The following is a 21,998-nucleotide window of genomic DNA, read 5'->3' as shown; positions in this document are numbered from 1 at the left end:
CCACTGCTTCTCAGGCGGCGAGGTCGATGGAATTCGAGTGGGATCCAGAGAAGGCGGCGCTCAACCTCCGACGCCACCGTGTGGCTTTCGCTGAAGCCATCACGGTCTTCAGCGACCCTTTGAGCGTCACCGACAGTGATCCCGATCATTCGGATGATGAGACGCGGTTCATTGTCATCGGGACATCTGGTCGTGGCACACTGATGATGGTGGTCCACACCGCGCGCGGATCACGGATTCGCATCATCAGTGCTCGGGCACTCACGCGAGCAGAAAGGGTGCAGTATGAACGTGGACTCTTCTAAAGAAGACCTTGCTGACGACTTGCGCCCGGAGTATGACCTGTCAGAGTTCATGAGGCGGGGAGTGCGCGGGAAGTACGTCGAGCAGTACCGGACCGGCACGAATCTCGTCCTGCTCGATCCAGACGTGGCGCGCGCGTTTCCTGACGCCGCGGCCGTCAATCAGGCGTTGCGGCTGGTGATGCAGCTCGCCCAGCTTCCCGCGCGCGAGCCGGTGCGCGAGCCGGTTTCCACCGTCTCAGACAGCTGACGACAGCGTATCGGCATGGCCGCTGGCCGTGGTACCGTATCGCCTGACACACTCCGCAATGGGAGCGAGCGCGTGGGCAGGCTTGACGGCAAGGTCGCCATCATCACCGGGGCGGGTTCAGGCATCGGGCGGGCGATAGCGCTCGGGTATGTACGCGAGGGCGCCAAGGTCTTCGGGATCGACCTGAACCTCGCCGGGCTGCAGGAGACGGCGGCGCAGGCTGCGGGAGGCGGCTTTGTCGCGCACCGGGCCGACATCACCGACGCGGCCCAGGTCGAGGCAGCCATCGCGGCCTGCGTCGGCCAGCTTGGCGCGCTGGACATCATGGTCAACAACGCCGCGATCCAGCTCCACGGCCAGGACGGCCCCTGCCACACCGTTCCCGTCGAGATCTGGGAGCGGACCATCGCCGTCAACCTGCGCGGGCCGTTCCTCGGCTCGAAGTACGCGCTGCCGGCGTTGATGCAGAACGGCGGCGGCGTCATCATCAACATCGCCTCGCCGACCGGGTTCGCCGGGCACGGGGCCGGCTACACGGCGTACGCCACCAGCAAGGGCGGCGTGACCACCCTGACGCGCGTCATCGCCAAGGACTACGCGCAGCACAACATCCGCTGCAACGCCATCGTGCCGGGTGCCACCGAGACGCCGCTGACCGACGAGATCTTCGCCGTGCAGGAGATCCGCCAGTCGCTGACCAGCGCCACGGCGCTCGGACGCCTCGGGAAGCCGGCCGACCTCGTCGGGATCGCCGTCTTCCTGGCGTCCGACGAGGCCGTCTTCGCGACGGGCGCGCACTTCTTCGTGGACGGCGGTCTGACGATGCACTGAGGCCGCCCGGCCAAAGCAGGCCCTATGCGGACGGGGCGGCCGGCACGGTCCGATGGAGCAGGCGAGCCACCCCATCCGCCGCCCGAGCCGGGGCTGCCGCGTCGCCGTCGATGAGCGCGTCCAGCAGCAGCCCGTCAATCGCGGCGATCAGGAGACGGCTGAGGTCCGCGTCAGCAGGGTAGCCGGAGCGCGCCAGCACGACGCCCGCAAGCAGGCCCAGCTCGGCGGTCCACCCGCGCACCATGCCGCGCAGGGCCGGGTGCCGGCCCGCCTGCACGTAGCGCTCGTAGAACGTCAGCAGGTGGGCAGGATCGGTCTGGTGGCCGTCCCCTGCCACCAGCGCCACCAGCAAGGTGGCCACCTCCTCCGCTGTCCGTTGCGCTGGCCTCATCCTGGCCGCGATCCGCCGTGCGCCGTCGACGTACGCGCGACCCAGCTGGGAGAGGGCTGCCGCTCGAAGGTCGTCAAGCGTGGCGAAGTAGTAGGTGGTGGCGGCCAGGGGCAGGCCGGCCGCTGTCGCCACGGCGCGGTGGCTGACCGCGTCGAAGCCGGAGGCGGCCAGAATCGCGGTGGCGGCATCGACCAGTTGCTGCCGCCGGGCCGCCCCGCGCGGCGTCGTGCCGGGCGGCGTCGTGCCGGGCGGCGGCGGGGCCTCGTCAGGCGTACGTCGCGGGCGCGGCACCGTCAGTGCCCGCCCGTCACCTGCAGGCCGACGACCCCGGCCAGGATCAGCCCGATGAAGCCGATTCGCGAGGCCAGGGCCGGCTCCCCGAGGACGGCCATCCCGATAACGGCCGTGCCAGCCGCGCCGATGCCGGTCCAGACGGCGTAGGCCGTTCCGATGGGCAGCGACTTGAGCGCGAGATTCAGCAGCACCAGGCTGATGATGGCGAACACGGCCGCCAGCACGCTGGGCCAGAGCCGGCTGAAGCCGTCGCTCGCCTTGAGCGAGAGCGCAAACCCGATCTCGAAGAGACCGGCGACGAGCAGCATCATCCATGCCACGAGATCACCCCACCGCGAGATGCCAGCACCGAGACGGCCGGCATCACCTACGAACTGGTACGACTGTACCGTTTGTACGAGTGTACCAGATGCTGTGTGCCGGGCGAGGCTCTCAGTCGCCCTGGTCTGCGCCTACTCGCGGCGTTCTTCGCGGCGGGGCACGAGTCGCCCGGGCACGGCGCCGGGATCGACCGTCAGCCACTCGACGCTGAACGAGCCGCGATACCCGAACAGCGGTCCCCAGACCGGGTTGCTGACGTTGACCTCAATCCGGAAGCGCCCCGTCAGGTCGTCGAACCACTCGTGGACGTCCGCGTAGCCGGAGAAGAGCATCGGGAAGGAGAACGCGAGCGGCCCTTCGTAGAAGCGCTGCGCGCCGGAACGAAGTCGCAGCCCGCCGCCGGGATCGACGCTCAGGTGGATGTCCACGGCCAGGTGCTGGTGCGTCCCGAGATAGTCCACGATCAGGCCGCGCTCCTGGCTGTAGATCATGTAGGCGTCGAAGCGGCGCACGCGGCGCGTCCGGAAGGTCCGCACCCAGGTGACAGTCTCCCGCCCGAAGGTGTCCCGATAGGCGTAGTTCTCGATGGTGAACGGGACGTTGCGTCCCTGCTCCGGCAGCATGATGCTGCGCCACGCGCCGAGGTAGAGAAACGGCAGCGTGTACGGACGCCCGTGCCACAGCCGCTCCATCGCGCCGGTGCCGAGCGCCGCCACGCCATCCTGGCTGGTGAGGCCGAAGCGCCGCTGAATCCGCGGATGCAGCCGTTCGAAGTCGGCCCCGAGCGCCTGCTGGTAGATCGACGGCATCAGGATCGGCCTTCGCGCTCGTCGGTTTGTTGAGGCGCACGTCGGCAGGCGGCTGCGCTCGGCAAGCGCCGCCCGAGCAGCAGGCCAACCGCGCCGAGCGCGGCCATCGCGCCGTTCAGACTGACCGGGTTGAAGGGGGCCGCGAGCAGGCGCGGCTGACTGCGCACGACGCTGAGCAGCAGCGGGCCCATCGCCAGGGTGTTGAGCCAGAGCGGCCAGCGTGCGCGCCACCACAGCAGCAGGGCTGCCGCGAAACCGACCTCGGCGACGCCCGCCGCCGTGACCACCTGCCGCTCGTGGCCGGGCAGCACGCTGGCGGCTCGCACGAGCTCGATCTCGCCGGTGTCGGGTCTGAGCAGCTTCGGTACGCAGCCCTGGTAGAACCAGAGCGCCGCCAGCGCCCCCCGCACGATGGCGTAGCCGAGACTCTGTTTGGCGCTGACGCCCGGATCGACGCCCTCCTCCAGCCACAGGCGCAGGCGGTCGAAGCTCCAGGCGGTCGCCCAGCCGATCAGCGGACGAAACAGCAGGCGGTCCAGCAGGGCGCCGGCCGCGCCGAAGCGGGTCTCGTAGTTGTAGCGGGTCAGGAACCGCACGCCGCCCTCGACGGGGACGTACTGCCAGTAGCCAGAGCCGGTCCGGATCAGCGACTTCGGATCGTCGGACCAGAACGTCAGCGCCGAGGTCCGGACGCCGTCGGCGTTGGCCCGCGTCCCCACCGACTCGCCCTCGCCGGCGATCCGCAGCCCAAACCCGATCCGCGTCTCGTACAGAAAGCGCTGGGGATGGGCCTCGTCCGGGCGTGGCAGGTACGTGATGTCAGTAAAGCGGAGATCCCAGCGCTGATGGAGGGCCGGGTTCTGGGTCCGCTCCCACACCTCGTCCATCGTGGCGCGGATCGTGATCTCTACGTAGACAGGCGGGCCGCTCACCGCTCCACTCCCCCACCGGACGATCGTCAGGTATGCGCCAGTGCGACACTGCAGGGCAGTATCCACAATGTGAGCCTGCGATTGCCCGGGATGCCTGGCGGGCTACAGCGTCGGCATCCGGCCGGAAAAATCAACCGCCGGGCAGGCTCGTTCGTAAACACCATAGCGTGCTTCAGCGATTGTTCAGCTTTCAATGGGGCGCGGTTCAGGGGCGTGCTCGACCATAGTGGGAGGAGCAGCGTCCGGGTTTCCCAGGATACATGCCTGTTGCGTGGACGGTCGCGACGCCCAGTTGGCCGTCCTTCCCAGAACCTACTTTGAGGAGCATGCTGCATGAAGCTGATTCTTGGCGCAGGATTCGTAGCGGTCGTCATGGCAGTCGGAATGGTCGGTTGGAGCATCTTCAAGCCGCCGGCCCAGGCCAGCGCGCCGATCGCTGCCGCGCCCGTCGCGAAGACGTCCGCCGCCAGCCAGACCGTCTACCAGATCGACCCGAACGCGTCGACCGCGAAGTTCATTATCGACGAGGTGCTGCGCGGCTCGCCGAAGACCGTCGTCGGGACCACCAGCCAGGTCGCAGGCCAGATCGCCGCTGACCTTAGGGACATCGACGCGGCGAACGTCGGCGCGATCCGGGTCAACGCTCGCACGCTGACCACCGACGCCGAGGGGCGCAACCGGATGCTGCAGAACCAGATCCTCCAGACCGAGCAGCATGAGTACATCACCTTCACGCCCACCAGGATGGTCGGGCTGCCGGACGCGGCGACGGTCGGCCAGCCGATCACCTTCCAGATGGTTGGCAACCTGAACATCAAGGGCACCGACCGCGAGGCAACGTTTGATGTGACGGTGACGCCGACCGCTGCCAACCAGCTCGAGGGCATCGCGAAGACGACCATTCGCTACGCTGACTGGGGCGTGAGCATCCCGCAGGTGCCATCCGTGACCGGCGTCTCGGATCAGCTCGGGGTGGAGCTGAACTTCGTGGCCCGGGCAAGCTAGCCGCGGCGCAGGCCACTCGTGCTCCTGGTTCAGCGGCGGCGCAGGCGCGCCAGCAGCACCCGGCCCAGCAGCGGCCCGGCCAGCCGTGAGAGCGCGCGGTCGAGCAGCCCACACCAGGGCTGCCCGGCCAGCCGTTCGAGCGGCGGGTAGGCGTTCAGGTAGCTGACCGCCTCCAGGTGCAAGCGGGCCGGTGCGAAGTGCTCCCGCAGGCCGAGCCGCCCGAAGTGGTACTGCTCCTGGGACGGATCGCGGTAGCGCTGAAGCCAGCGCGCGGTGGCCCTGGGCGCGGCGACCCAGCGGTACAGGCTCGGGCTGACGAAGTCGATGATGGCGAGGCCGCCGGGCCGCAGCACGCGCGCAACCTCGGACTCCGCGCCGGCATACGAGGCGGCGCTGGCGTAGCCGAAGCTGACGACCACGTCGAACGCGGCATCTGCGAACGGCAGCTCGTAGACGCTGGCCCGGGTGAGCCTGAGCCGATCTGGCAGGCGGCCGGCCTGCCGCGCCCGAAACTGACCGAGCGCCGCCGCCGAGAGATCGACGGCCACGATCTCCAACCGCGACTCGTTCAGGAGCAGCGGCGTCAGGTCGCCGTGGCCGCAGCCGAGATCGAGCACCCGCAGCCTGCGCCCGGCCGGCAACCGCGCGAGGGTCGGGCCGAGCAGCCGCAGGGTCTCCTCGGCGGTCCGCCGGCAGGTAAGCAGCCGGCCGGTCGCCGCGAGCGGTCGCTGCCAGAACTGATCCCACCAGTCAGCCGACTTGCGCTCGCGGAGCGGTTCCGGAGAGGCGCTCACCGGGGCGCCTGGGTGGCAGGGGCGGCTGGCTCGTCCGTCAGCACGATGGTGACCGGGCCGTCGTTGACCAGCTCGACATCCATGTGCGTGCCGAAGCGGCCGGTCTCGACGCGCAGGCCGCGCTGGCGAATCATGGCGGCGAAGCGGGCCACCAGTGGCTCGGCGACGGCCGGCGGGGCGGCTCCGGTGAAGCCCGGCCGCCGCCCGCGCGAGGTATCGGCGTACAGTGTGAACTGCGAAACGACCAGGACCGCGCCGCCAGCGTCCAGCACCGAGCGGTTCATCTTGCCGGCGTCGTCGGGAAAGACGCGCAGCCCGACGAGCTTGTCGGCCACCCGGGCCGCGACGGCCTCGTTGTCGTGGGGGCCGACGCCCAGCAGCACCAGCCAGCCGCGCTCGATCTGCCCGACGACCTCGCCGTCAACGGTCACGCTGGCGCGGCTCACCCGCTGACAGACCGCTCGCATCTGCCATCACCCCTTGCTGATCTGGTCCACGACGCCAGCCCTGCGTTCGGGCCGTCGCGCCGCGTGCGGGAGATGGTACCGGTTCGGCGCCGGCACGGCTGCCACGGAGTGTGGTTCGTCCCACGGGGCGCGGTCAGTCCCACTGGCTCCAGCGCTCGGCGGCGGCCCGGCCAGCCGCTGCCAGCCGGGCCCGCACCAGCAGCAGCACGACGGCAATCGTCAGGAGCAGGATGCCGCTCCCGCCGAGGATCGCCCAGCCGGGCAGAGCCGCGACGGCGTCGAACAGTTGCCGGAGCGCGATGACGACCGTGCCGGCTACGCCCACTGCGACGATCACCCGCCAGCGCAGCGCGATGCCGACGGCCACCGCCGCCAGCCCCTCGACCAGGGCCAGCAGCGCGTAGAGGAAACCGTCGCGGTCGAACGACTGCACCACGCTCGTGCCGAGCAGGGTGACCAGCCCCGCCCCCGCCAGTACGTTCGCCACCACGCCCTGCCGCTGCCGCCGCCCCGCGAACCCGGCGGCCAGCAGATACAGCCCGACCGGCGCGGCGTACACCTGCGCGTCCTGCGGGTGCAGCCGCCCGACCCCGCTCAGCAGAGCCGGCACCACGGCCAGCGCGGCGGCCCAGGCCGGCAGCCACGCGCGCGCCAGGAAAGCCCAGGCGCCGAGCAGAACCGCCACGTTCAGCCAGCTGACCGTCGAGGCGATCAGCCAGGCGTCGCGGGCGGGACGCGGATTCGGCAGCGACGGCAGCAGCACGACGATCCCGAGGCCCGCCACCGCCAGCGCCGCCAGCCGGGCGAGCAGTGCCCAGTCCCCCAGGGTGGACGCCCCAACCGCTGACAGGGCGGCGGCCGGCAGCGGCGCTCTCGGCGTGGCAGGCGTGGCGCGCGACGCGGGGAAGCCGGGCGGGCGCACCATCGAGACCGCGAACAGGATCCAGGCGCTGACGCCGATCAGGACCGCCCGCCACGGCCATTCCCAGGCCAGGAGGTCGCCCAGGTGGAGGCCCGCGCCGACCAGCCAGAGGCTTGCCAGCAGCAGGACCGGCGCGAACCGCGGCCGCCACGCGCCGAGGATGCTGCCGACCAGTCCGCTGACGGCAATGACCAGCGCCCAGCGGGCCTCCGGCCACGCGATCAGCTCGGCGGCGGCCATCGTGACCAGTGCGCCGACCCAGGCCGGGCCGGCCTGTCGGCGCGGCAGCACCGCGCCGGCGGCCAGCCAGAGCAGGGCCAGCGGCCAGAGGGCTACCCCGAGCATCCAGCCCGGGCTGTCTGACGAGCCGAAGATGTCCAGCAGCTTGACGTACAGCCCATCGACGGCCAGCACGCCGACGTACAGCGGCAGCACCGAGCGGAAGACCCAGGCGAACACGCCGACCAGTCCGATGGTGCTGGCGAAGAGGATCAGCGACGAGCGGTCAACCTCCCAGGCTGCCAGCGGGAAGACGGCGGCGGGGACCAGGGTCGCGCAGGCCCAGAGCAGGCGTTGCTGACGCTGGAGCCAGCGCGCCGCCGCCGCCGAGAGCCAGCCGCCGACGATGGCCGCCGCCACCAGCGGCTGATGGCGCTGCTCCATCGCCAGTATCAGCGCCACGAACGGCCCCGTCACCAGCGCGGCGACCGCTCCGAACCACCACGTCTTGCCGCGCCGGGCCGCCTCGAAGGCCAGCGCCGCGCTCATGGCGATCAAGGCGACGGTCGGGCTCCACTGGCGCTCGTTGTGCGCGTCGATGGCCGGCAGCGAGACCAGCGCGGCCAGCACCAGCAGCCCCGAGCCGAGCACGCGGGCCGTCAGCACCAGCGGGATCGGTGGGCCGAAGCGAGCGGCCGTCACCAGCAGGGCCAGCGCCAGGGCCGCCGACATGCCCAGCCACTCCCAGTGTGGATCGACCAGCCAGCCGAGCGCGCAGGCGGCCACCGGCACCGACGGCACGGCCAGGATGGCGTAGCCCGTCGAGCGGAGGCGGACCGACAGGACCGCGTGCAACACGCCCGAGGTCGACGCGCCGAGCAGCCAGAACGTGGCGGCCGGGATCGGGCTGTGCGAGAAGTAGACGAGATAGACGGCCGCCACGTTGGCTGGAACCAGGATCGCGCCGAGCGCCAGGAAGGTGCGGCCGGCTGGCCGGACGGCCGGGCGCGGCAGGCAGACCGCCGCCGCGCCCAGGAAGCCGCCGGTCAGTACCATCAAGGCGGCGAGGCGCATGCCGCCGGAGATCTGGTCCCAGGAGTAGGCCAGGAAGATGATGACAGCGGCGACCACCAGGAACGCGCCGAGGTAGAGGACGATGGAGACGGCGTGATCGGCGACGAAGGGGGTGGAGCGCGGCGCGCCCCCCGCCGGTGCGCCCGTTTGACCTGCCGGGGCCGCTTGCGCCGCCCGGGCCGGTGGACGTAGCGCGCCGGGTATCGACGTCGGGCCGGGCGCCAGCGTTGGGCCGGGCGCCAGCATCGGGCCGGGGGGCGGCGGCATCAGCGGGGCGCCGGACGCGCGGCCGGGGGCCGCGCCAGCAGGAGGAGGCGCTCCCCAGGACTCGGAGGGAGAGGCGGCGGACGCGCCCGGTTCAGGCCCGGCGTCGGGCGGGGCTGCGCCAGCCGGGCTCTCAGGGGATGCTGCGCTCTCGGGGGATGCTGCCGGCTCGGCGGCGGTGGCTGCCGCGATGTCGGCCTCGGTCACCTGGACGCCGTAGCGCCGGGCGATCAGGTCCGCCTGGGCCGCGCTCAGGTAGCTGTCCCGGACGAGCCGGGGCAGCTCCCGCTGCAACCACGCTCGCACGGCCGGGTCGAGCGGATCGAGCATGCCGCGCAGGCGGTCGCCCGGGCTCACCGAGCGCGCTCCGCCGGCTGGGGTTCTGCAGACGCCTGATCCACCGGCCGGGGTTCCGCGGGCGGGTGCTCGGCCGGCGGGCCGTGCCTGTCCGCAGTCACCGTCTCGGCGGCTCTCACACTCTCGGTGGTGGGGTCGGCGTTGTCGTAGGTCAGCACGACTTGCACGGTCTCCTCGGGCTGCTCGGCTACCAGCCGGTACGCCGTGGCCGCGTCCTCGAACGGCACGCGATGCGTCACCATCTGGTCAACGGGCAGGACCGCCAGCAGTTCCAGCACGGCTGCTCGTCGGCGCTCAAAGCTCCAGCGGCCCGCCAGCTCGGGGGGCACCCGCCCGACCTGCGTCGAGCGCAGGCGGATGCGGCCTCGGTGGAACCGGCCGCCCAGCTCCAGCGCGACGGGCTTCGTGCCGTACCACGAGCAGACCGTCACCGTGCCCTCGTCAGCCACGGCGTCGAGCGCGCTCTGCAAGGCCGCGGGGCTGCCGCTCGCCTCGTAGACGACATCGGGACGGCCCCCACAGGCTTCGGCCAACGCCTCGGCAAGCTCCGGAGGGGACAGGCTTGACGCGTCGAGGGCCGCGTTCGCGCCCAGCCCGAGCGCGAGCGTCCGCCGACGCGCGAACGGATCGACCACCGCCACCCGGCCAGCGCCGTTCCGCCGTGCCAGCAGCCCGATCAGCAGCCCGACGATCCCCTGCCCGAAGATGGCGACCCGCTCCCCCAGGCGCACCGGCACGTCGAGCAGGGCGTTCAACGCCGTTTCAAGGTTGGCGGCCAGCACGGCGCGCTCGGGCAGGATGCCGTCCGGCAGCGGCCATGCGAGGTCGCTCAAGAGGGTGTAGACCGTCTGGTGCGGGTGCAGGCAGAAGACGCGCTGCCCGACGGCCACGCCCGCCACCCCCTGGCCGAGCGCGACGACCGTCCCGACGCTGGCGTACCCGTACTTGATGGGGAAGCGGAAGCTGCCGGCCAGGGTCGGCAGATCGAGCGTCGTCTCAGGCGGGATCTGCCCTCGGTAGACCAGCATCTCGGTGCCGGCGCTGATGGCCGAGCGCTCGGCCCGGACCAGGATCTCGCCAGGGCCGGGCGGCCGAAGCGGCTCGTCGCGGATCTCGACCGTCAGCGGGGCCGGGAACCAGACGGCTCGGGGGTACAGCGTGGGGCCGTCACCCGGCGTGGCGGGCATCGCCGTTCGGCGTCGGGCGCTCGACCAGCCCCTCAAACACGATGTCCGAGCCGAGCTGCCGGATGCTGGTGTTCCGGAAGGTCAACGCCTGGGACAGCTCGCGGATGCCGAGGTCACCGATGGCGTCCAGCCCCGCGCCGATCACCTTCGGCGCAATGCAGACCACCAGCCGGTCGATCAGGCGCGCGCGCAGCAGCGACGTGATGATCCCCGAGCCGCCCTCTACCATCAGCGACCGGATGCCGAGTTCGTACAACTGCTGGAGCATCGCCGCCAGGTCGAGGCGGCCCTCACACACCGTCCCGACGATCACCAGCGCCCCGAGCGCTCGGACCGCCTCGACGCGGGCCGGGTCAACGTCTGGCCCCACCACGCAGATGGTGCGGTCCGGCCGGTCGGCGAGCAGGTGGCTGTCCAGCGGGATCCGCAGATGGGTGTCCGCGACGACGCGCAGCGGATCGGGGCCGTCCACCATCCGCACCGTCAGGCGAGGATTGTCGTAGAGGACGGTGCCGATGCCGACCAGCACGGCGTCGTGGGTGGCCCGCAGCTCGTGCGCGAGCGCGCGGGCCGGCTCGCAGGTGATCCACTGCGACTGGCCGGTCAGCGTGGCGATCCGTCCGTCGAGGGTCTGCGCGATCTTAATGGTGACACTCGGTCGTGCCGAGGTCGCGGTGGCGAAGTCGGTGCTCGCCGCGATCTCTCCCAAACCCAGACCACTCCCCTGGCGCACGGACGCAGGGCGTGCCTGCCGCGCCGTTTCCGAGTATACGGCAGGCGTCAAGCGCCAGGATTCCCCTTTCCCTCCCGGCCGCGTATCATCTCGCCCATCCGAGGCATCCCGGCATCGTTGTCGGCCCGCGCGGGCCGCCCGCCATCGGCAGGGCGCCCGCTCTACAGACCGACCGCCGGGCGCTGCTCGGATCTGAGAGGGAGGTCACACATGGTCAGCGTTTCCAGGCACGCAGACATTCCGGCCGAGACGCGCGGCCCGGGCGTCACCCGCCGCATCACCATCGACAAGGCGACCGGCTCCGGCGCGATCACCGCTGGCGTCGTCTACCTGGAGCCGGGCGGCACCATCCCGCCGCACACGCACCTCGTCGAAGAGGCGATGACGCTGGTCGAGGGGAAGCTGAAGATCCTCGTCGGCACCGAGACGGACGAGGTCGATGCTGGCACCAGCTGGCGGGCCCCGGCCAACACGATCCACGGCGCGCGCAACATCGGCGACTCGCAGGCTACGCTGATCATCGCGTACCCGGCCAACGAGGTCGCGGCGTTCCGAGTCGATGTCGAGTTTTAGGGTCGAGGGTCGAGGGGCGTAGATCGAGGGGCGTAGATCGAGGGTCGCGGGTGAAAGCATGCAAGTTGCCATTGTCATCCTGAGCGCAGCGAAGGACCTCACCCGCTGACCGTCTCCCCTCGATCTTCGACCCACGACCCACGACCCAAAACCCTCGAGCTACGGCCCATCGCCTTCGTCGTCCAGGCCGACGGCCATCAGGTAGCCGCGGGCGCGCTCCATCAGCGGATAGCGGTTCGCCAGCTTCCAGAAGCGGGCCGTGTGGTTCGACTCGACCAGGTGCGACAGCTCGTGCACGAGGACGGCGTCACGGACCCAGGCCGGCATCTTCGCCAGCCGGTCCGAGATCCGGATCGTCCCATGACTCGGCGTGCAGCTGCCGAAGCGATGCTGCTGGTTCGCGACGTAGCGCACGCTGACGAACCGGAGCCGGCCCTCGAAGTACTGGACGTTGAGCTGCTGCGCGCGCGCCGCCAGATCCTCGTCGGAGTTCAGCTCGCGCTTGCGGCGGGCCGCCACGATCCGCGCGCCAAGCTTCTCGGCCCAGCCCCGCTCCTCGTCGGCTGAGAGGCCGGCTGGCACCTGGAGGATCAGGCGGTCGCCGTCGGCGCGGGCGCTGATCGTCCGCCGCCGACGGTCGCTGCGCTGCACCTCGACGGTCAGCCCGCCAATGACCAGGGGCGGCTGTTGCTCCCCCGGGGGCGTCAGCGTATCGAACGAAAGCTGCCTGCCTGACTTCGGCTGTCGTCGCACCACTGTTACCTGACCGCTCCCGCACCGACGGGTGGACCGTATCCCATTGGAAACTTCGCACGAGGGGGGTTGTGCAGCGTGCCCAAGTAGGGTACACTCGCAAAAATCATAGTCGACGCTGACTATGACGTTGCGCGGCTCCACCACACGGGCGGTGATCTGGAGACGGTGCAACGCGCGAGGTACCACAGGGGAGTAGGTCGGCACTGCAAGTAGGGCCGGCCTTTTGTTTCCCTTGAGGATACGTCGTCGCAGTTGTCGGTGGTCATTTTGTCTGTCTGCGTGGCGTGAGGTCAGGGCATGAGCGCTCGGCATGCTGGTGGGGTCAACGCGCCGCTCTACAAACCGGCGTTTGAACACGACGCCTGTGGGGTCGGCTTCGTTGCGCGCGTTTCAGGGGAGCAGGGTCACGACATCCTGGTGAAGGCGCTCCAGGCGGTCGGCAACGTCACCCATCGTGGCGCCGTCGACGCCGACGCCAAGACCGGTGACGGGAGCGGCGTCCTGACGCAGCTTCCGCGCAAGCTCCTCGTTCGAGAGGCCGAGCGGCGCGGCTTCATGGTCAACCGGCCCGAAGACCTGGCGCTGGGTATGGTCTTCCTCCCGCGCGACGACCTTGTCGCTCGGGATCTCTGTACGGCCGTCGTCGATCACGCGCTGCGGTCGCAGGGCTTGACGGTCGTCGGGTGGCGCGAGGTGCCCGTCGATATCGGCGCGCTGGGGGAGAAGGCGCTCGATACGCGGCCGGAGATTCGGCAGGTGATCATCGCCCGCCCGAGCGGCCTCGTGGATGACACCACCTTCGAGCGCGCGCTGTACCGCGCCCGCAAGGAGGCCGAACGGCGCATCGCCGAGCACGGCGTCGAGGGCTTCTACGTGCCGTCGATGTCGAGCCGCACCGTCATCTACAAGGGGCTGATGCTGTCTGCGCAGCTCCCGGCCTTCTACACCGACCTGCGCGATCCGTCCTACGAGACGGCCCTGGCGATCTTCCACCAGCGCTACTCCACGAACACCCTGCCGAACTGGTTCCTGGCCCAGCCGTTCCGGTTCCTCGCGCACAACGGCGAGATCAACACGGTCCAGGGCAACCGCAACTGGATGCGCTCCCGCGAGGTCAGCTGCAACTCGCCGGTCTGGGGCCAGGATCTCTCGGCCCTCAGCCCGATTGTCTCCCCGAACGGCTCGGACTCGGCCAGCCTGGACAACGTCCTGGAGCTGATCGAGCAGAGCGGGCGTGACGTGCTCCACTCGATGATGATGATGGTGCCGCCGGCCTGGGAGAACATGTCGGAGATGGAGCCGCGCCTGCGCGACTTCTACCGGTTCCACGATGCTGTCATCGAGCCGTGGGACGGGCCGGCTGGCCTCTCGTTCACGGACGGCTTCACCGTGGGCGCGGTGCTGGACCGCAACGGCCTGCGCCCCTCACGCTACAAGATCGACCGCGACGGCCTGGTGGTGGCCGCCTCCGAGGTCGGCGTCGTGGACATGGATGACGCCAATATCGTCGAGAAGGGCCGGCTCGGCCCGGGCCAGATGCTGGCCGTGGACACCGTCCGTCACCGCATTCTGCACAACGACGAGCTGAAGCGCGAGATCTCGGAGCGCCGACCGTACGGCGAGTGGGTCTCCCGCTCGATGGTCAGCCTCGCGGACCTGGCCACGCTCCCCATCGGCGAGAGGAACGGCCTGAACGGCCACGCCAACGGCCACGCCAACGGCGCCAACGGCCACGCCCACCTGAACGGCCACGCCAACGGCGCGGGCGAGATTGTGGCGCACGGCGGCGATGGCGCGGCGACCTCTGCCGCCGACCTGATGCCGATCCAGCAGGCGTTCGGCTACACCGCCGAGGAAGTGAAGTTCATCATCCGCCCGATGGGTGCCGATGGGAAAGATCCCATCTTCTCGATGGGTGACGACACCCCGATGGCGGTCCTCTCGCGGGTGCCCCGGCTGCTCTACGCCTTCTTCAAGCAGCGATTTGCCCAGGTGACCAACCCGCCCATCGACCCGCTCCGCGAGGAGCTGGTGATGTCGTTGCGGACGCTGGTCGGCCCGCGCCGCTCGATGCTGGAGGAGACGCCGGACCACGCCAAACTGCTGGAGCTGGTCAGCCCGGTGCTGCTGCAGGAGCAGATGGCGCTGCTCCGGACCCTGAAGCGGGACTCGCTGGTCGCGAAGACGCTGGACGCGACGTTCGCCGTGGCGGACGGCCCGGACGGCCTCCGCAAAGGCGTCGACCGGCTGTGCGCTGCCGCTGGCGACGCCCTGGCCCAGGGCGCCACGGTCCTGATCATCTCGGATCGGGCGGTCTCGAAGGAGCGCGCCCCGATCCCCTCGCTGATGGCGACGGGCGCGGTCCACCACCACCTGATCGCGGCGGGCACCCGCATGCGGGCCGACCTGATCGTGGAGAGCGGCGACGCCTGGGACGTCCACCACTTCGCCTGCCTCATCGGCTATGGCGCGGCGGCGGTCCACCCCTGGCTGGCCCTGGAGACCATCGCCGCCGAGCTGGAGGCCGAGTTCCAGCAGGATCTGGTCATCGCCCGGAAGAAGCGCGAGGACACCTCCGAGCGCGAGGCGGACTGGAAGGCCAACAGCAAGGCGACCATCGCGAAGCAGCAGGCACAGTTTGTCCACGCGGCGGAGCTGGGCCTGTTCAAGATCATGTCCAAGATGGGGATCTCGACGATCTCCAGCTATCGCGGCGCGCAGATCTTCGAGGCGCTCGGGCTGGCGAAGGAGGTGGTCAACCACTGCTTCGTCGGGACGGTCTCGGATGTCGGCGGCGTCGGGTTCGCGGAGATCGGCACGGACCTTCTCGGGCGGCATGGTGCGGGCTACCCCCAGCCGATCACCGAAGGCCCGGCCGCGAAGCGTGGCCGGCTGCCTGACTACGGCTTCATCCGCTTCCGCCGCGAGGGCGAGTATCACGCCTTCCAGCCGCTGGTGGTGCGGGCGCTCCATAGTGCCGCGCGCAACGACGACTACGAGGCGTACCAGCAGTTCAGCAAGCTGGTGCATGCCCGCATCCCGATGACGGTGCGTGACCTGCTGGAGTTCAAGCCCGGCACGCCGATCCCGCTGCGCGAGGTCGAGTCTGTCGAGTCGATCCGCCGCCGTTTCGTCAGCACGGCGATGTCGCTTGGCGCGCTCTCGCCAGAGGCGCACCGCACGCTGGCTGTGGCGATGAACCGCATCGGCGCGCGCTCGAACTCGGGCGAGGGCGGCGAGGATCCGGTCAACTACGTGCCGGATGCACATGGCGATCTCGGGCACAACAAGATCAAGCAGGTGGCCTCGGCGCGCTTCGGCGTGACCGCCGAGTACCTGATGATGGCCGACGAGATCGAGATCAAGATGGCGCAGGGGGCCAAGCCCGGCGAGGGCGGCCAGCTGCCCGGGGCCAAGAACAACGACCTGATCGCGAAGCTCCGGTTCACGATCCCTGGTATTACCCTGATCTCGCCGCCGCCCCACCACGACATCTACAGTATTGAAGACCTCGCCCAGCTGATCTACGACCTGAAGATGACCAACCCGCGCGCCCGCGTCGGCGTCAAGCTGGTGGCCTCGGCAGGCGTTGGCACCATCGCGGCGGGCGTCGCGAAGGCGTACGCCGACTACATCCTGATCAGCGGTCATGACGGCGGGACCGGCGCTTCGCCGCTCTCGTCGATCAAGAACACCGGCTCGCCGTGGGAGCTTGGCCTCGCCGAAACCCAGCAGACGCTGGTGCTCAACGAGCTACGCGGGCGGATCACCCTCCGCACGGACGGCGGCCTCAAGACCGGGCGGGATGTGGTCGTTGCGGCCATGCTCGGCGCGGAGGAGTACGGGTTCGGGACGGCGGCCGTCGTGGCCATCGGCTGCGACATGGCGCGCGCCTGTCACCTGAACACCTGTCCGACGGGCGTCGCGACGCAGGATCCGGTCTACCGGGCCAAGTTCGACGGCACCGCCGAGATGGCTGTCCACTACTTCACGCACGTCGCGATGGAAGTCCGCGAGATCCTGGCCTCGCTCGGCTTCCGCAAGCTGGACGAGATCATCGGGCGGCCGGAGCTGCTGGCCGAGCGCACGCTGCCCGAGGGTGACCGGGGCCGCCTGCTCGACCTGACCCCGATCCTGACGCGGGTCGATCCGACTGGCTCCCGCCCACGCCTGCACGTCCAGAATCGGAACATCCGCCCCACGGATACGGCGCTCGATCCTGAGATCGTCCGCGACGCTCAGGATGCGTTGGAGACGGGCAAGCGGGTGACGCTGCCGTACACCATCCAGAACGCTCACCGGACGGTTGGCGCACGGCTGGCCGGCGAGATCGCGCGGCGGTACGGCAGCACGGGGCTGCCAGATGGCACCATCGAGCTGCGCTTCAAGGGCAGCGCCGGCCAGAGCTTCGGCGCCTGGGCCACCAACGGCATGCGTATGGTGCTGGAAGGCGAGGCGAACGACTACGTGGCGAAGGGCCTCTGCGGCGGCGAGATCGCCATCATGCCGTCCGCCGAGGCCAGCTTCGAGCCGCACGAGAACGTGATCCTCGGCAACACGACGCTCTACGGCGCGACCAGCGGCAGGCTGTTCGCCAGCGGGCGGGCCGGCGAGCGGTTCGCGGTGCGGAACAGCGGCGCGACGGCGGTCGTCGAAGGCACCGGCGACCACTGCTGCGAGTACATGACGGGCGGCACCGTCGTGGTGCTGGGCGAGACCGGCCGCAACTTCGCGGCCGGCATGTCGAACGGCGTGGCCTACGTCTTCGACCCGGACAATACGCTGCCGGAGCGGTACAACCCCGAGATGGTGCACCTCGAGCGGGTCATGGAGCTGGACCACCTGGAGCAGCTCTACGCCCTGATCGACGAGCACTTCGCCAAGACGGGCAGCCCGCGCGCGCGCCTGATCCTCGACGCCTGGGAGTCGTACCGGACCCAGTTCTGGCAGGTGGTGCCAGGCGCGCGTCCGTACCCCGACCCGGCTCTGGAGCAGGCACGGGTGGGAGCACGCGCCGAAGAGGGCAAGTTCGAGCGAGCGTAAGCGGCACAGACGAAGGGCGGGACTCCGGTCCCGCCCTCACGAGTTTCAGGGGGAAGCCCTCACCCCCCAGCCCGCTGCGCGGCGCACATATCGGCTGCGCCGACATCGTCGCCCGGTGCGCGGGAGAGGGGGAGTGGGCGATCGACAGTTCGAAAGTGGCGCTCTGGGCGATGCAAGACCCATGCACACGAACACGAGGGCGGAACACGCTCTGGGAAATCCCGCCGGCTTTGGCTGTGCGATTCAGGTACCCGCTCCCCCTCTCCCGCGCACAGGGAGAGGGGGCTGGGGGGTGAGGGCCTCAATAGCATGAGTGAGACAATCAACGTTGGACTGCTGGGACATGGCGTCGTCGGTGGCGGTGTCGCGCGGACGCTGCGGGACAAGGCCGACACCATCGCACGGCGGGTCGGGCGGCAGGTGGCCCTGAGCGGCGTGCTCGTCCGCGACCGGAGCCGGCATCAGGACGCCGGGTGGCTGAACATCACCACCAACCCGGACGATGTGCTGAACGACCCGGACATCCACATCGTCGCCGAGATGATGGGCGGCGAGCAGCCTGCCCACGAGTACATCCTGCGGGCCATCGCCAACGGCAAGCACGTCGTCACCGCCAACAAGGAAGTGATGGCGAAGCACGGGCCGGCCATCGTGGCGGCAGCGGCGGCGAAGGGGCTCGACGTGGCCTACGAGGCGAGCGTCGGCGGTGGCATTCCGGTCATCGGGCCGTTCAAGCTCGATCTGCTGGCCAACGACATCTCGCGGGTCTCGGCCATCATCAACGGGACCACCAACTACATCATCACGCGGATGAGCACGGCCGGCCTGGACTTTGGCACGGCGCTCCGCGAGGCCCAGGACGCCGGCTACGCCGAGGCTGACCCGAAGAACGACGTGGAAGGCATCGACGCCTCGTACAAGCTGGCGATCCTCTCGACGCTGGCCTTTCATGCGAGGGTCCATCCGGATCAGGTCTACCACGAGGGCATCACCGGCCTGAAGCCGTCCGACTTCCGCTACGCCCGTGAGCTTGGGTATGCCATCCGCCTGCTCGCCATCGCCAAGCTGGTGAACGGCGGCCTGGAGGCGCGGGTCCACCCGACGTTCGTGCCGGTCGGCAGCATGCTGGCCAGCGTGGACGACGTGTACAACGCCGTCCAGGTCGAAGGCGATCTGGTGGGCCGGATCCTGTTCTACGGGCGCGGGGCCGGGGCCGGCCCGACTGCCAGCGCCGTCGTGGCTGACCTCATCGACCTGGCGCAGCGGATCGTCGGCGGCGCGATCCGCCCGACCGTCGCCACCTACGACGACTCGATCTCCGTTCACCCGATGGACGACGTGCACAGCCGCTACTACATTCGGCTGGTGGCGACGGACCGACCGGGCGTGATCGCGAAGATCGCCGGCATCTTCGGGCAGCGGAACATCAGCCTGACATCCGTGATCCAGAAGGAAGACGTGCTGGTCGAGGATGGGCAGCGGGTGGCCGAGATCGTGTTTATGACGCACGCGGCCCACGAGGCAGCCGTCCAGCAGGCGCTGGCGGAGATCCGCCAGCTCGACGTGGTGGATCAGGTCGGGAGCGTCATCCGCGTCGAGGACTGAACCAACGCCAGGGCGGAATCCACACGCTGCGCTAGCGTGTGTGCGTGGGCACGGCAGGCGGCGCGAGCATCCCGAGGCTGATTGCGCGGGCCACGGCTTCCGTGCGGTTTGCCGCGCCGAGCCGCGCGATGATCCGCTCGACGTGCGCCTTCGCCGTGCGCGTGCTGACCGTCAGCGCCAGCCCGATCTGCTGGTTGGTCTTGCCGAGCGCCACCAGCCGCAGTACCTCGTGCTCGCGGGCCGTGAGGCTCACGCCGGCCCAGGATGGTGCTTCGACCAGTTGATGGAGTGCCTGGGCCGCCAGTTCCTGATCCAGCACCAGATCGCCGGTCAGGACGCGCCGCAGCGCGCCAAGCACCTCGGCACGCGTCGCCGTCTTGACGAGGAACGCCGCCGCGCCGGCCTCGACGGCACGGCGCAGCGCGCCCGGCTCCTCCTGGCCTGTCAGGATCACGATGCGGGTATCCGGGCACTCCTGCCGAATCTGCCGTGTGGCCATGATGCCGTCGAGGCCCGGCAACCGCAGCTCCATCAGTACGAGATCGGGCCGCAGCCGCCGGCAGAGCGCTACCGCCTGGTGGCCGTCTCCGGCTTCGGTGACGACTTCGAACTCAGGCTCGCCGGCCAGGACGCCCCGGATGCCTGCCCGTGGGATGTCGTGCGGGTCCACAACAATGACGCGGGCCGGGTACGGCACCGCGCGCACGCCATCCGATGCGCGCGGCCGCGCAGCGCGTGATCCAGAGGGCGCTGGCGTGGCCGGCGTCTGCCCGGCCGCGCGCCGGCTCGCGGCCAGCCCGATGACGGGACGACTGTCCCCGAGAAGAAGGCTGGCCAGCACACGTTCGCTGGGCTGAGCGCGCGAAGCCATGTCCCTTTGTAGCGTCAGCAGGATTGCGACGGCAAGCCGCGGTGCGCCTGTCAGAAACATTGGAGAGCCTCAGATGAGCCCGCGCACTGCAATCGCAGAGGCGGCAGGCTGAGTGGCCTGCCGCCTGAGGCGGGGGCAGCAGTGTTGCCCCCGATCCCTCCCGCCGACACGACGATTAGTTGACCGAGCTCTTGCCTCCGCCAACGAACTTGTCCACGCTGCCCTCCCGACCGGCACGCACGTCATCCTATTAGTGCGATAGATACTCTTGCTTCCATGCATAATTGCGACACCTCGCGCACACGGCGTGCGGGGTGTCGTCAGGTATGTCCCGTCTGGGCCGTCGTCGGGGCTGGCCTTCCTGCTGAGCGTGCGCCCTCAGGAGTCTCGCAGCCGACGCGGCAGCGGCCCTACGGATGATGTAGTCCAGATGTGGCAACCCTGCGCGTCGAGTATGTTCGCTGAGGACGCGATCTTGAATCGTCCATATGGACACATACTCAGTCCGAATGGTCATGCTAACGATTTCACAACCCGATTGCTACCGCCGCGTTCTGTCACCGCATCTCTTCATGCGGACTTTGCGCCGTCACCACCCTGGTGCGGGGCGCACGGGACCACGGCGGAGGGGGTGCGCTCCCACGGCCTCTCGGCCGACTCTCCCGCTGTCACCACCTCGGCAGGCCACGGCGCGCGCCCGGTTGACGTCCAGCCTCGATTGCATACAATATGCAACCAGGTAGTATGAGGGAGCGTCCATGGGTACCTTCTACGACGACTGGCTTGACGACTCCGAGCGCATGGAGAACTTTGTCGAGGAGGCCCCGCGCGTCTCCAAGGGCAAGGAGCTCGACTGGGTCTCCACCCGCCAGGACGCCAGGGCCGCCCTGATGATCTCGCCGGAGACCGGCTTTCCGACTGGCGGCAGCCTCATGATGAAGGCGGAGATCCCCGTCGGCTGGCACACCGGCAAGCATGTCCACGGCGAAGAGGCCATCTACGTCGAGAGCGGAACCGGGTTCATCGTGATCGGCGAGGAGCGCTTCAACTTCGCGCCCGGCACCGCCATCCACGTCCCGTTCCGCGCCGAGCACCAGTTCTTCAACACCGGCGACGTGCCGGTTGTCTACATCAGTGGTATGGCCTGGCCGCTGGAGAAGGCGACCCACATGGGCCGCATGATCCAGATCGAGGACGCCGGCCCGAACGATGCCGCCGCCGTCGCCGCTGCCCCCGCCGAGGAGTCGCAGTACTGGAAGAAGGACGGCCGCCGCATCACCATGCACGTCGACCAGTACGAGGTCTCCAGCGAGAACAAGCACGGCGCCACCTACTTCCTGATGGGGCGGAACGGCAACAAGAACGGGTTCCGGGCCACCGCCACCGCCGTCAGCTCGATGTTCGTGGAGCTGCCCCGCTCCAAGAGCCACAGCCACGCCCATCCCGAGGCGTACCTCTACGCGCTCAAGGGCAACGGCTACTCGGAGATCGGCGGGCGCAACTTCGTCTGGGAGCAGGGCGACGCCGTCCACGTGCCGCCCGGCATGATGCACCACCAGCACTTCAACCCGACCGATGAGGAGACCCGTGAGCTCCGCTTCGAGTTCGGGGTGCGCTACTGGTTCACCGATCAGTGGGATGGCTTCCAGACCATCGACCGGCACCTCCGCCCCACGCCGCTCGACGAGTAGAGCATCGATTGCCGTTCCCGGCTGCCGCCGAGCCATGACGGCTCGGGGCGGCCAGCTCGGCGCCACTCCTGCCCAGCGCGCAGCCCCCGGCGCCCCCCGCGACCTGTCTCAGCGGCCACCCGGCCGCCCGTGGAGGAACGACTCATGCCAAAACTGACCCTTGGCTACAAGGCGTCGGCGGAGCAGTTTGCGCCGCGCGATCTCCTGAACTTCGGCGTGGCCGCCGAGCAGAACGGCTTCGACAGCGTGGTGGTCTCGGACCACTACCAGCCCTGGAACCACACCGACGGCCACGCGCCGCACTCGT

Annotated in this window: 20 protein-coding genes; 9 read left to right on the top strand and 11 right to left on the bottom strand. The window is 69.8% G+C overall.

Translation table 11 applies throughout. From position 1 onward, the window contains the following. Positions 1-26: 26 nt before the first annotated feature. The 3 genes from IT306_31390 to IT306_31380 are packed head-to-tail and all read left to right on the top strand — an operon-like array spanning position 27 to position 1,383. Positions 27-305: a BrnT family toxin gene (locus IT306_31390; protein MCC7372959.1), complete on the top strand. Its 279-nt coding sequence runs from the start codon at positions 27-29 to the stop codon at positions 303-305. Beyond that, complete coding sequence (locus tag IT306_31385) at positions 286-552, top strand: hypothetical protein (protein MCC7372958.1); 267 nt, start codon at positions 286-288, stop codon at positions 550-552. Before IT306_31390 ends, IT306_31385 begins: the two co-directional genes overlap by 20 nt. A 15-nt stretch (positions 553-567) precedes the next feature. Then, the gene (locus IT306_31380) at positions 568-1,383 is read left to right on the top strand and encodes a glucose 1-dehydrogenase (GenBank protein ID MCC7372957.1); all 816 of its coding nucleotides are present in this window, start codon (positions 568-570) and stop codon (positions 1,381-1,383) included. Positions 1,384-1,405: 22 nt separating this feature from the next. Here the strand turns inward: IT306_31380 and IT306_31375 are convergent, their stop codons facing one another. The 4 genes from IT306_31375 to IT306_31360 form a co-directional block, all read right to left on the bottom strand. Beyond that, on the bottom strand, positions 1,406-2,065 hold the full coding sequence (locus IT306_31375; protein ID MCC7372956.1) for a TetR family transcriptional regulator: 660 nt from the start codon (positions 2,063-2,065) through the stop codon (positions 1,406-1,408). Positions 2,066-2,067: 2 nt separating this feature from the next. Beyond that, positions 2,068-2,388, bottom strand: a complete 321-nt coding sequence (locus tag IT306_31370; GenBank protein MCC7372955.1) for a multidrug efflux SMR transporter — start codon at positions 2,386-2,388, stop codon at positions 2,068-2,070. A gap of 132 nt (positions 2,389-2,520) precedes the next feature. Next, positions 2,521-3,198 carry a DUF4166 domain-containing protein gene (locus IT306_31365; GenBank protein MCC7372954.1) on the bottom strand — a complete coding sequence of 226 codons (678 nt, stop codon included), beginning with the start codon at positions 3,196-3,198 and terminating at the stop codon, positions 2,521-2,523. Beyond that, on the bottom strand, positions 3,198-4,130 hold the full coding sequence (locus tag IT306_31360) for a DoxX-like family protein (GenBank protein MCC7372953.1): 933 nt from the start codon (positions 4,128-4,130) through the stop codon (positions 3,198-3,200). Before IT306_31360 ends, IT306_31365 begins: the two co-directional genes overlap by 1 nt. Positions 4,131-4,463: 333 nt before the next feature. On the opposite strand from IT306_31360, the gene IT306_31355 reads away from it, so the two are divergent. Further along, positions 4,464-5,135: a YceI family protein gene (locus tag IT306_31355; GenBank protein ID MCC7372952.1), complete on the top strand. Its 672-nt coding sequence runs from the start codon at positions 4,464-4,466 to the stop codon at positions 5,133-5,135. A gap of 29 nt (positions 5,136-5,164) precedes the next feature. Here the strand turns inward: IT306_31355 and IT306_31350 are convergent, their stop codons facing one another. The 5 genes from IT306_31350 to IT306_31330 form a co-directional block, all read right to left on the bottom strand. Beyond that, entirely contained in the window at positions 5,165-5,929 is a 765-nt protein-coding gene (locus tag IT306_31350) for a class I SAM-dependent methyltransferase (GenBank protein MCC7372951.1), read from the bottom strand. Continuing rightward, entirely contained in the window at positions 5,926-6,396 is a 471-nt protein-coding gene (locus IT306_31345; GenBank protein MCC7372950.1) for a D-tyrosyl-tRNA(Tyr) deacylase, read from the bottom strand. Before IT306_31345 ends, IT306_31350 begins: the two co-directional genes overlap by 4 nt. Before the next feature lie 133 nt (positions 6,397-6,529). Next, positions 6,530-9,232 (bottom strand): DUF2157 domain-containing protein, encoded by a 2,703-nt coding sequence (locus IT306_31340; protein MCC7372949.1) that lies wholly within the window; start codon positions 9,230-9,232, stop codon positions 6,530-6,532. Then, positions 9,229-10,419, bottom strand: coding sequence for a zinc-binding dehydrogenase (locus IT306_31335; GenBank protein ID MCC7372948.1), 1,191 nt, complete (start codon positions 10,417-10,419; stop codon positions 9,229-9,231). The genes IT306_31340 and IT306_31335 overlap by 4 nt, the downstream gene beginning before the upstream one ends. Then, positions 10,400-11,119, bottom strand: a complete 720-nt coding sequence (locus tag IT306_31330; protein ID MCC7372947.1) for a RibD family protein — start codon at positions 11,117-11,119, stop codon at positions 10,400-10,402. Before IT306_31330 ends, IT306_31335 begins: the two co-directional genes overlap by 20 nt. A gap of 243 nt (positions 11,120-11,362) precedes the next feature. On the opposite strand from IT306_31330, the gene IT306_31325 reads away from it, so the two are divergent. Beyond that, the gene (locus IT306_31325; GenBank protein MCC7372946.1) at positions 11,363-11,725 is read left to right on the top strand and encodes a cupin domain-containing protein; all 363 of its coding nucleotides are present in this window, start codon (positions 11,363-11,365) and stop codon (positions 11,723-11,725) included. 159 nt (positions 11,726-11,884) lie between these two features. Here the strand turns inward: IT306_31325 and IT306_31320 are convergent, their stop codons facing one another. After that, a complete protein-coding gene (locus IT306_31320; protein MCC7372945.1) occupies positions 11,885-12,793 on the bottom strand; it encodes a M48 family metallopeptidase in 909 nt (302 codons plus the stop codon). On the opposite strand from IT306_31320, the gene gltB reads away from it, so the two are divergent. Both gltB and IT306_31310 read left to right on the top strand, forming a co-directional pair. Then, on the top strand, positions 12,779-17,524 hold the full coding sequence (gene gltB / locus IT306_31315; GenBank protein ID MCC7372944.1) for a glutamate synthase large subunit: 4,746 nt from the start codon (positions 12,779-12,781) through the stop codon (positions 17,522-17,524). The two genes, IT306_31320 and gltB, sit on opposite strands and share 15 nt — an antisense overlap. Before the next feature lie 309 nt (positions 17,525-17,833). After that, positions 17,834-19,129 carry a homoserine dehydrogenase gene (locus IT306_31310; protein MCC7372943.1) on the top strand — a complete coding sequence of 432 codons (1,296 nt, stop codon included), beginning with the start codon at positions 17,834-17,836 and terminating at the stop codon, positions 19,127-19,129. 31 nt (positions 19,130-19,160) lie between these two features. Here the strand turns inward: IT306_31310 and IT306_31305 are convergent, their stop codons facing one another. Next, positions 19,161-20,000, bottom strand: coding sequence for a response regulator transcription factor (locus IT306_31305; protein MCC7372942.1), 840 nt, complete (start codon positions 19,998-20,000; stop codon positions 19,161-19,163). A 758-nt stretch (positions 20,001-20,758) separates the two neighbouring features. Here IT306_31305 and IT306_31300 point away from each other — a divergent pair. Further along, positions 20,759-21,691: a cupin domain-containing protein gene (locus tag IT306_31300; protein ID MCC7372941.1), complete on the top strand. Its 933-nt coding sequence runs from the start codon at positions 20,759-20,761 to the stop codon at positions 21,689-21,691. A gap of 144 nt (positions 21,692-21,835) precedes the next feature. After that, positions 21,836-21,998: F420-dependent glucose-6-phosphate dehydrogenase (locus tag IT306_31295; GenBank protein MCC7372940.1), on the top strand; the 163-nt coding region annotated here is incomplete at its 3' end.

It is taken from the genome of Chloroflexota bacterium, from assembly GCA_020850535.1.
Lineage (GTDB): Bacteria > Chloroflexota > UBA6077 > UBA6077 > JACCZL01 > JADZEM01.
This window is presented reverse-complemented; position numbering and strand designations above follow the sequence as displayed.

Bases quoted from the DNA above. Each gene is read 5' to 3' on its own strand.
- IT306_31390 (MCC7372959.1), top strand. From the start codon at position 27: ATGGAATTCGAGTGGGATCCAGAGAAGGCGGCGCTCAACCTCCGACGC.
- IT306_31385 (MCC7372958.1), top strand. From the start codon at position 286: ATGAACGTGGACTCTTCTAAAGAAGACCTTGCTGACGACTTGCGCCCG.
- IT306_31380 (MCC7372957.1), top strand. From the start codon at position 568: ATGGCCGCTGGCCGTGGTACCGTATCGCCTGACACACTCCGCAATGGG.
- IT306_31365 (MCC7372954.1), bottom strand. From the start codon at position 3,198: ATGCCGTCGATCTACCAGCAGGCGCTCGGGGCCGACTTCGAACGGCTG.
- IT306_31355 (MCC7372952.1), top strand. From the start codon at position 4,464: ATGAAGCTGATTCTTGGCGCAGGATTCGTAGCGGTCGTCATGGCAGTC.
- IT306_31345 (MCC7372950.1), bottom strand. From the start codon at position 6,396: ATGCGAGCGGTCTGTCAGCGGGTGAGCCGCGCCAGCGTGACCGTTGAC.
- IT306_31335 (MCC7372948.1), bottom strand. From the start codon at position 10,419: ATGCCCGCCACGCCGGGTGACGGCCCCACGCTGTACCCCCGAGCCGTC.
- IT306_31325 (MCC7372946.1), top strand. From the start codon at position 11,363: ATGGTCAGCGTTTCCAGGCACGCAGACATTCCGGCCGAGACGCGCGGC.
- gltB (MCC7372944.1), top strand. From the start codon at position 12,779: ATGAGCGCTCGGCATGCTGGTGGGGTCAACGCGCCGCTCTACAAACCG.
- IT306_31320 (MCC7372945.1), bottom strand. From the start codon at position 12,793: ATGCCGAGCGCTCATGCCCTGACCTCACGCCACGCAGACAGACAAAAT.
- IT306_31310 (MCC7372943.1), top strand. From the start codon at position 17,834: ATGAGTGAGACAATCAACGTTGGACTGCTGGGACATGGCGTCGTCGGT.
- IT306_31305 (MCC7372942.1), bottom strand. From the start codon at position 20,000: ATGGCTTCGCGCGCTCAGCCCAGCGAACGTGTGCTGGCCAGCCTTCTT.
- IT306_31300 (MCC7372941.1), top strand. From the start codon at position 20,759: ATGGGTACCTTCTACGACGACTGGCTTGACGACTCCGAGCGCATGGAG.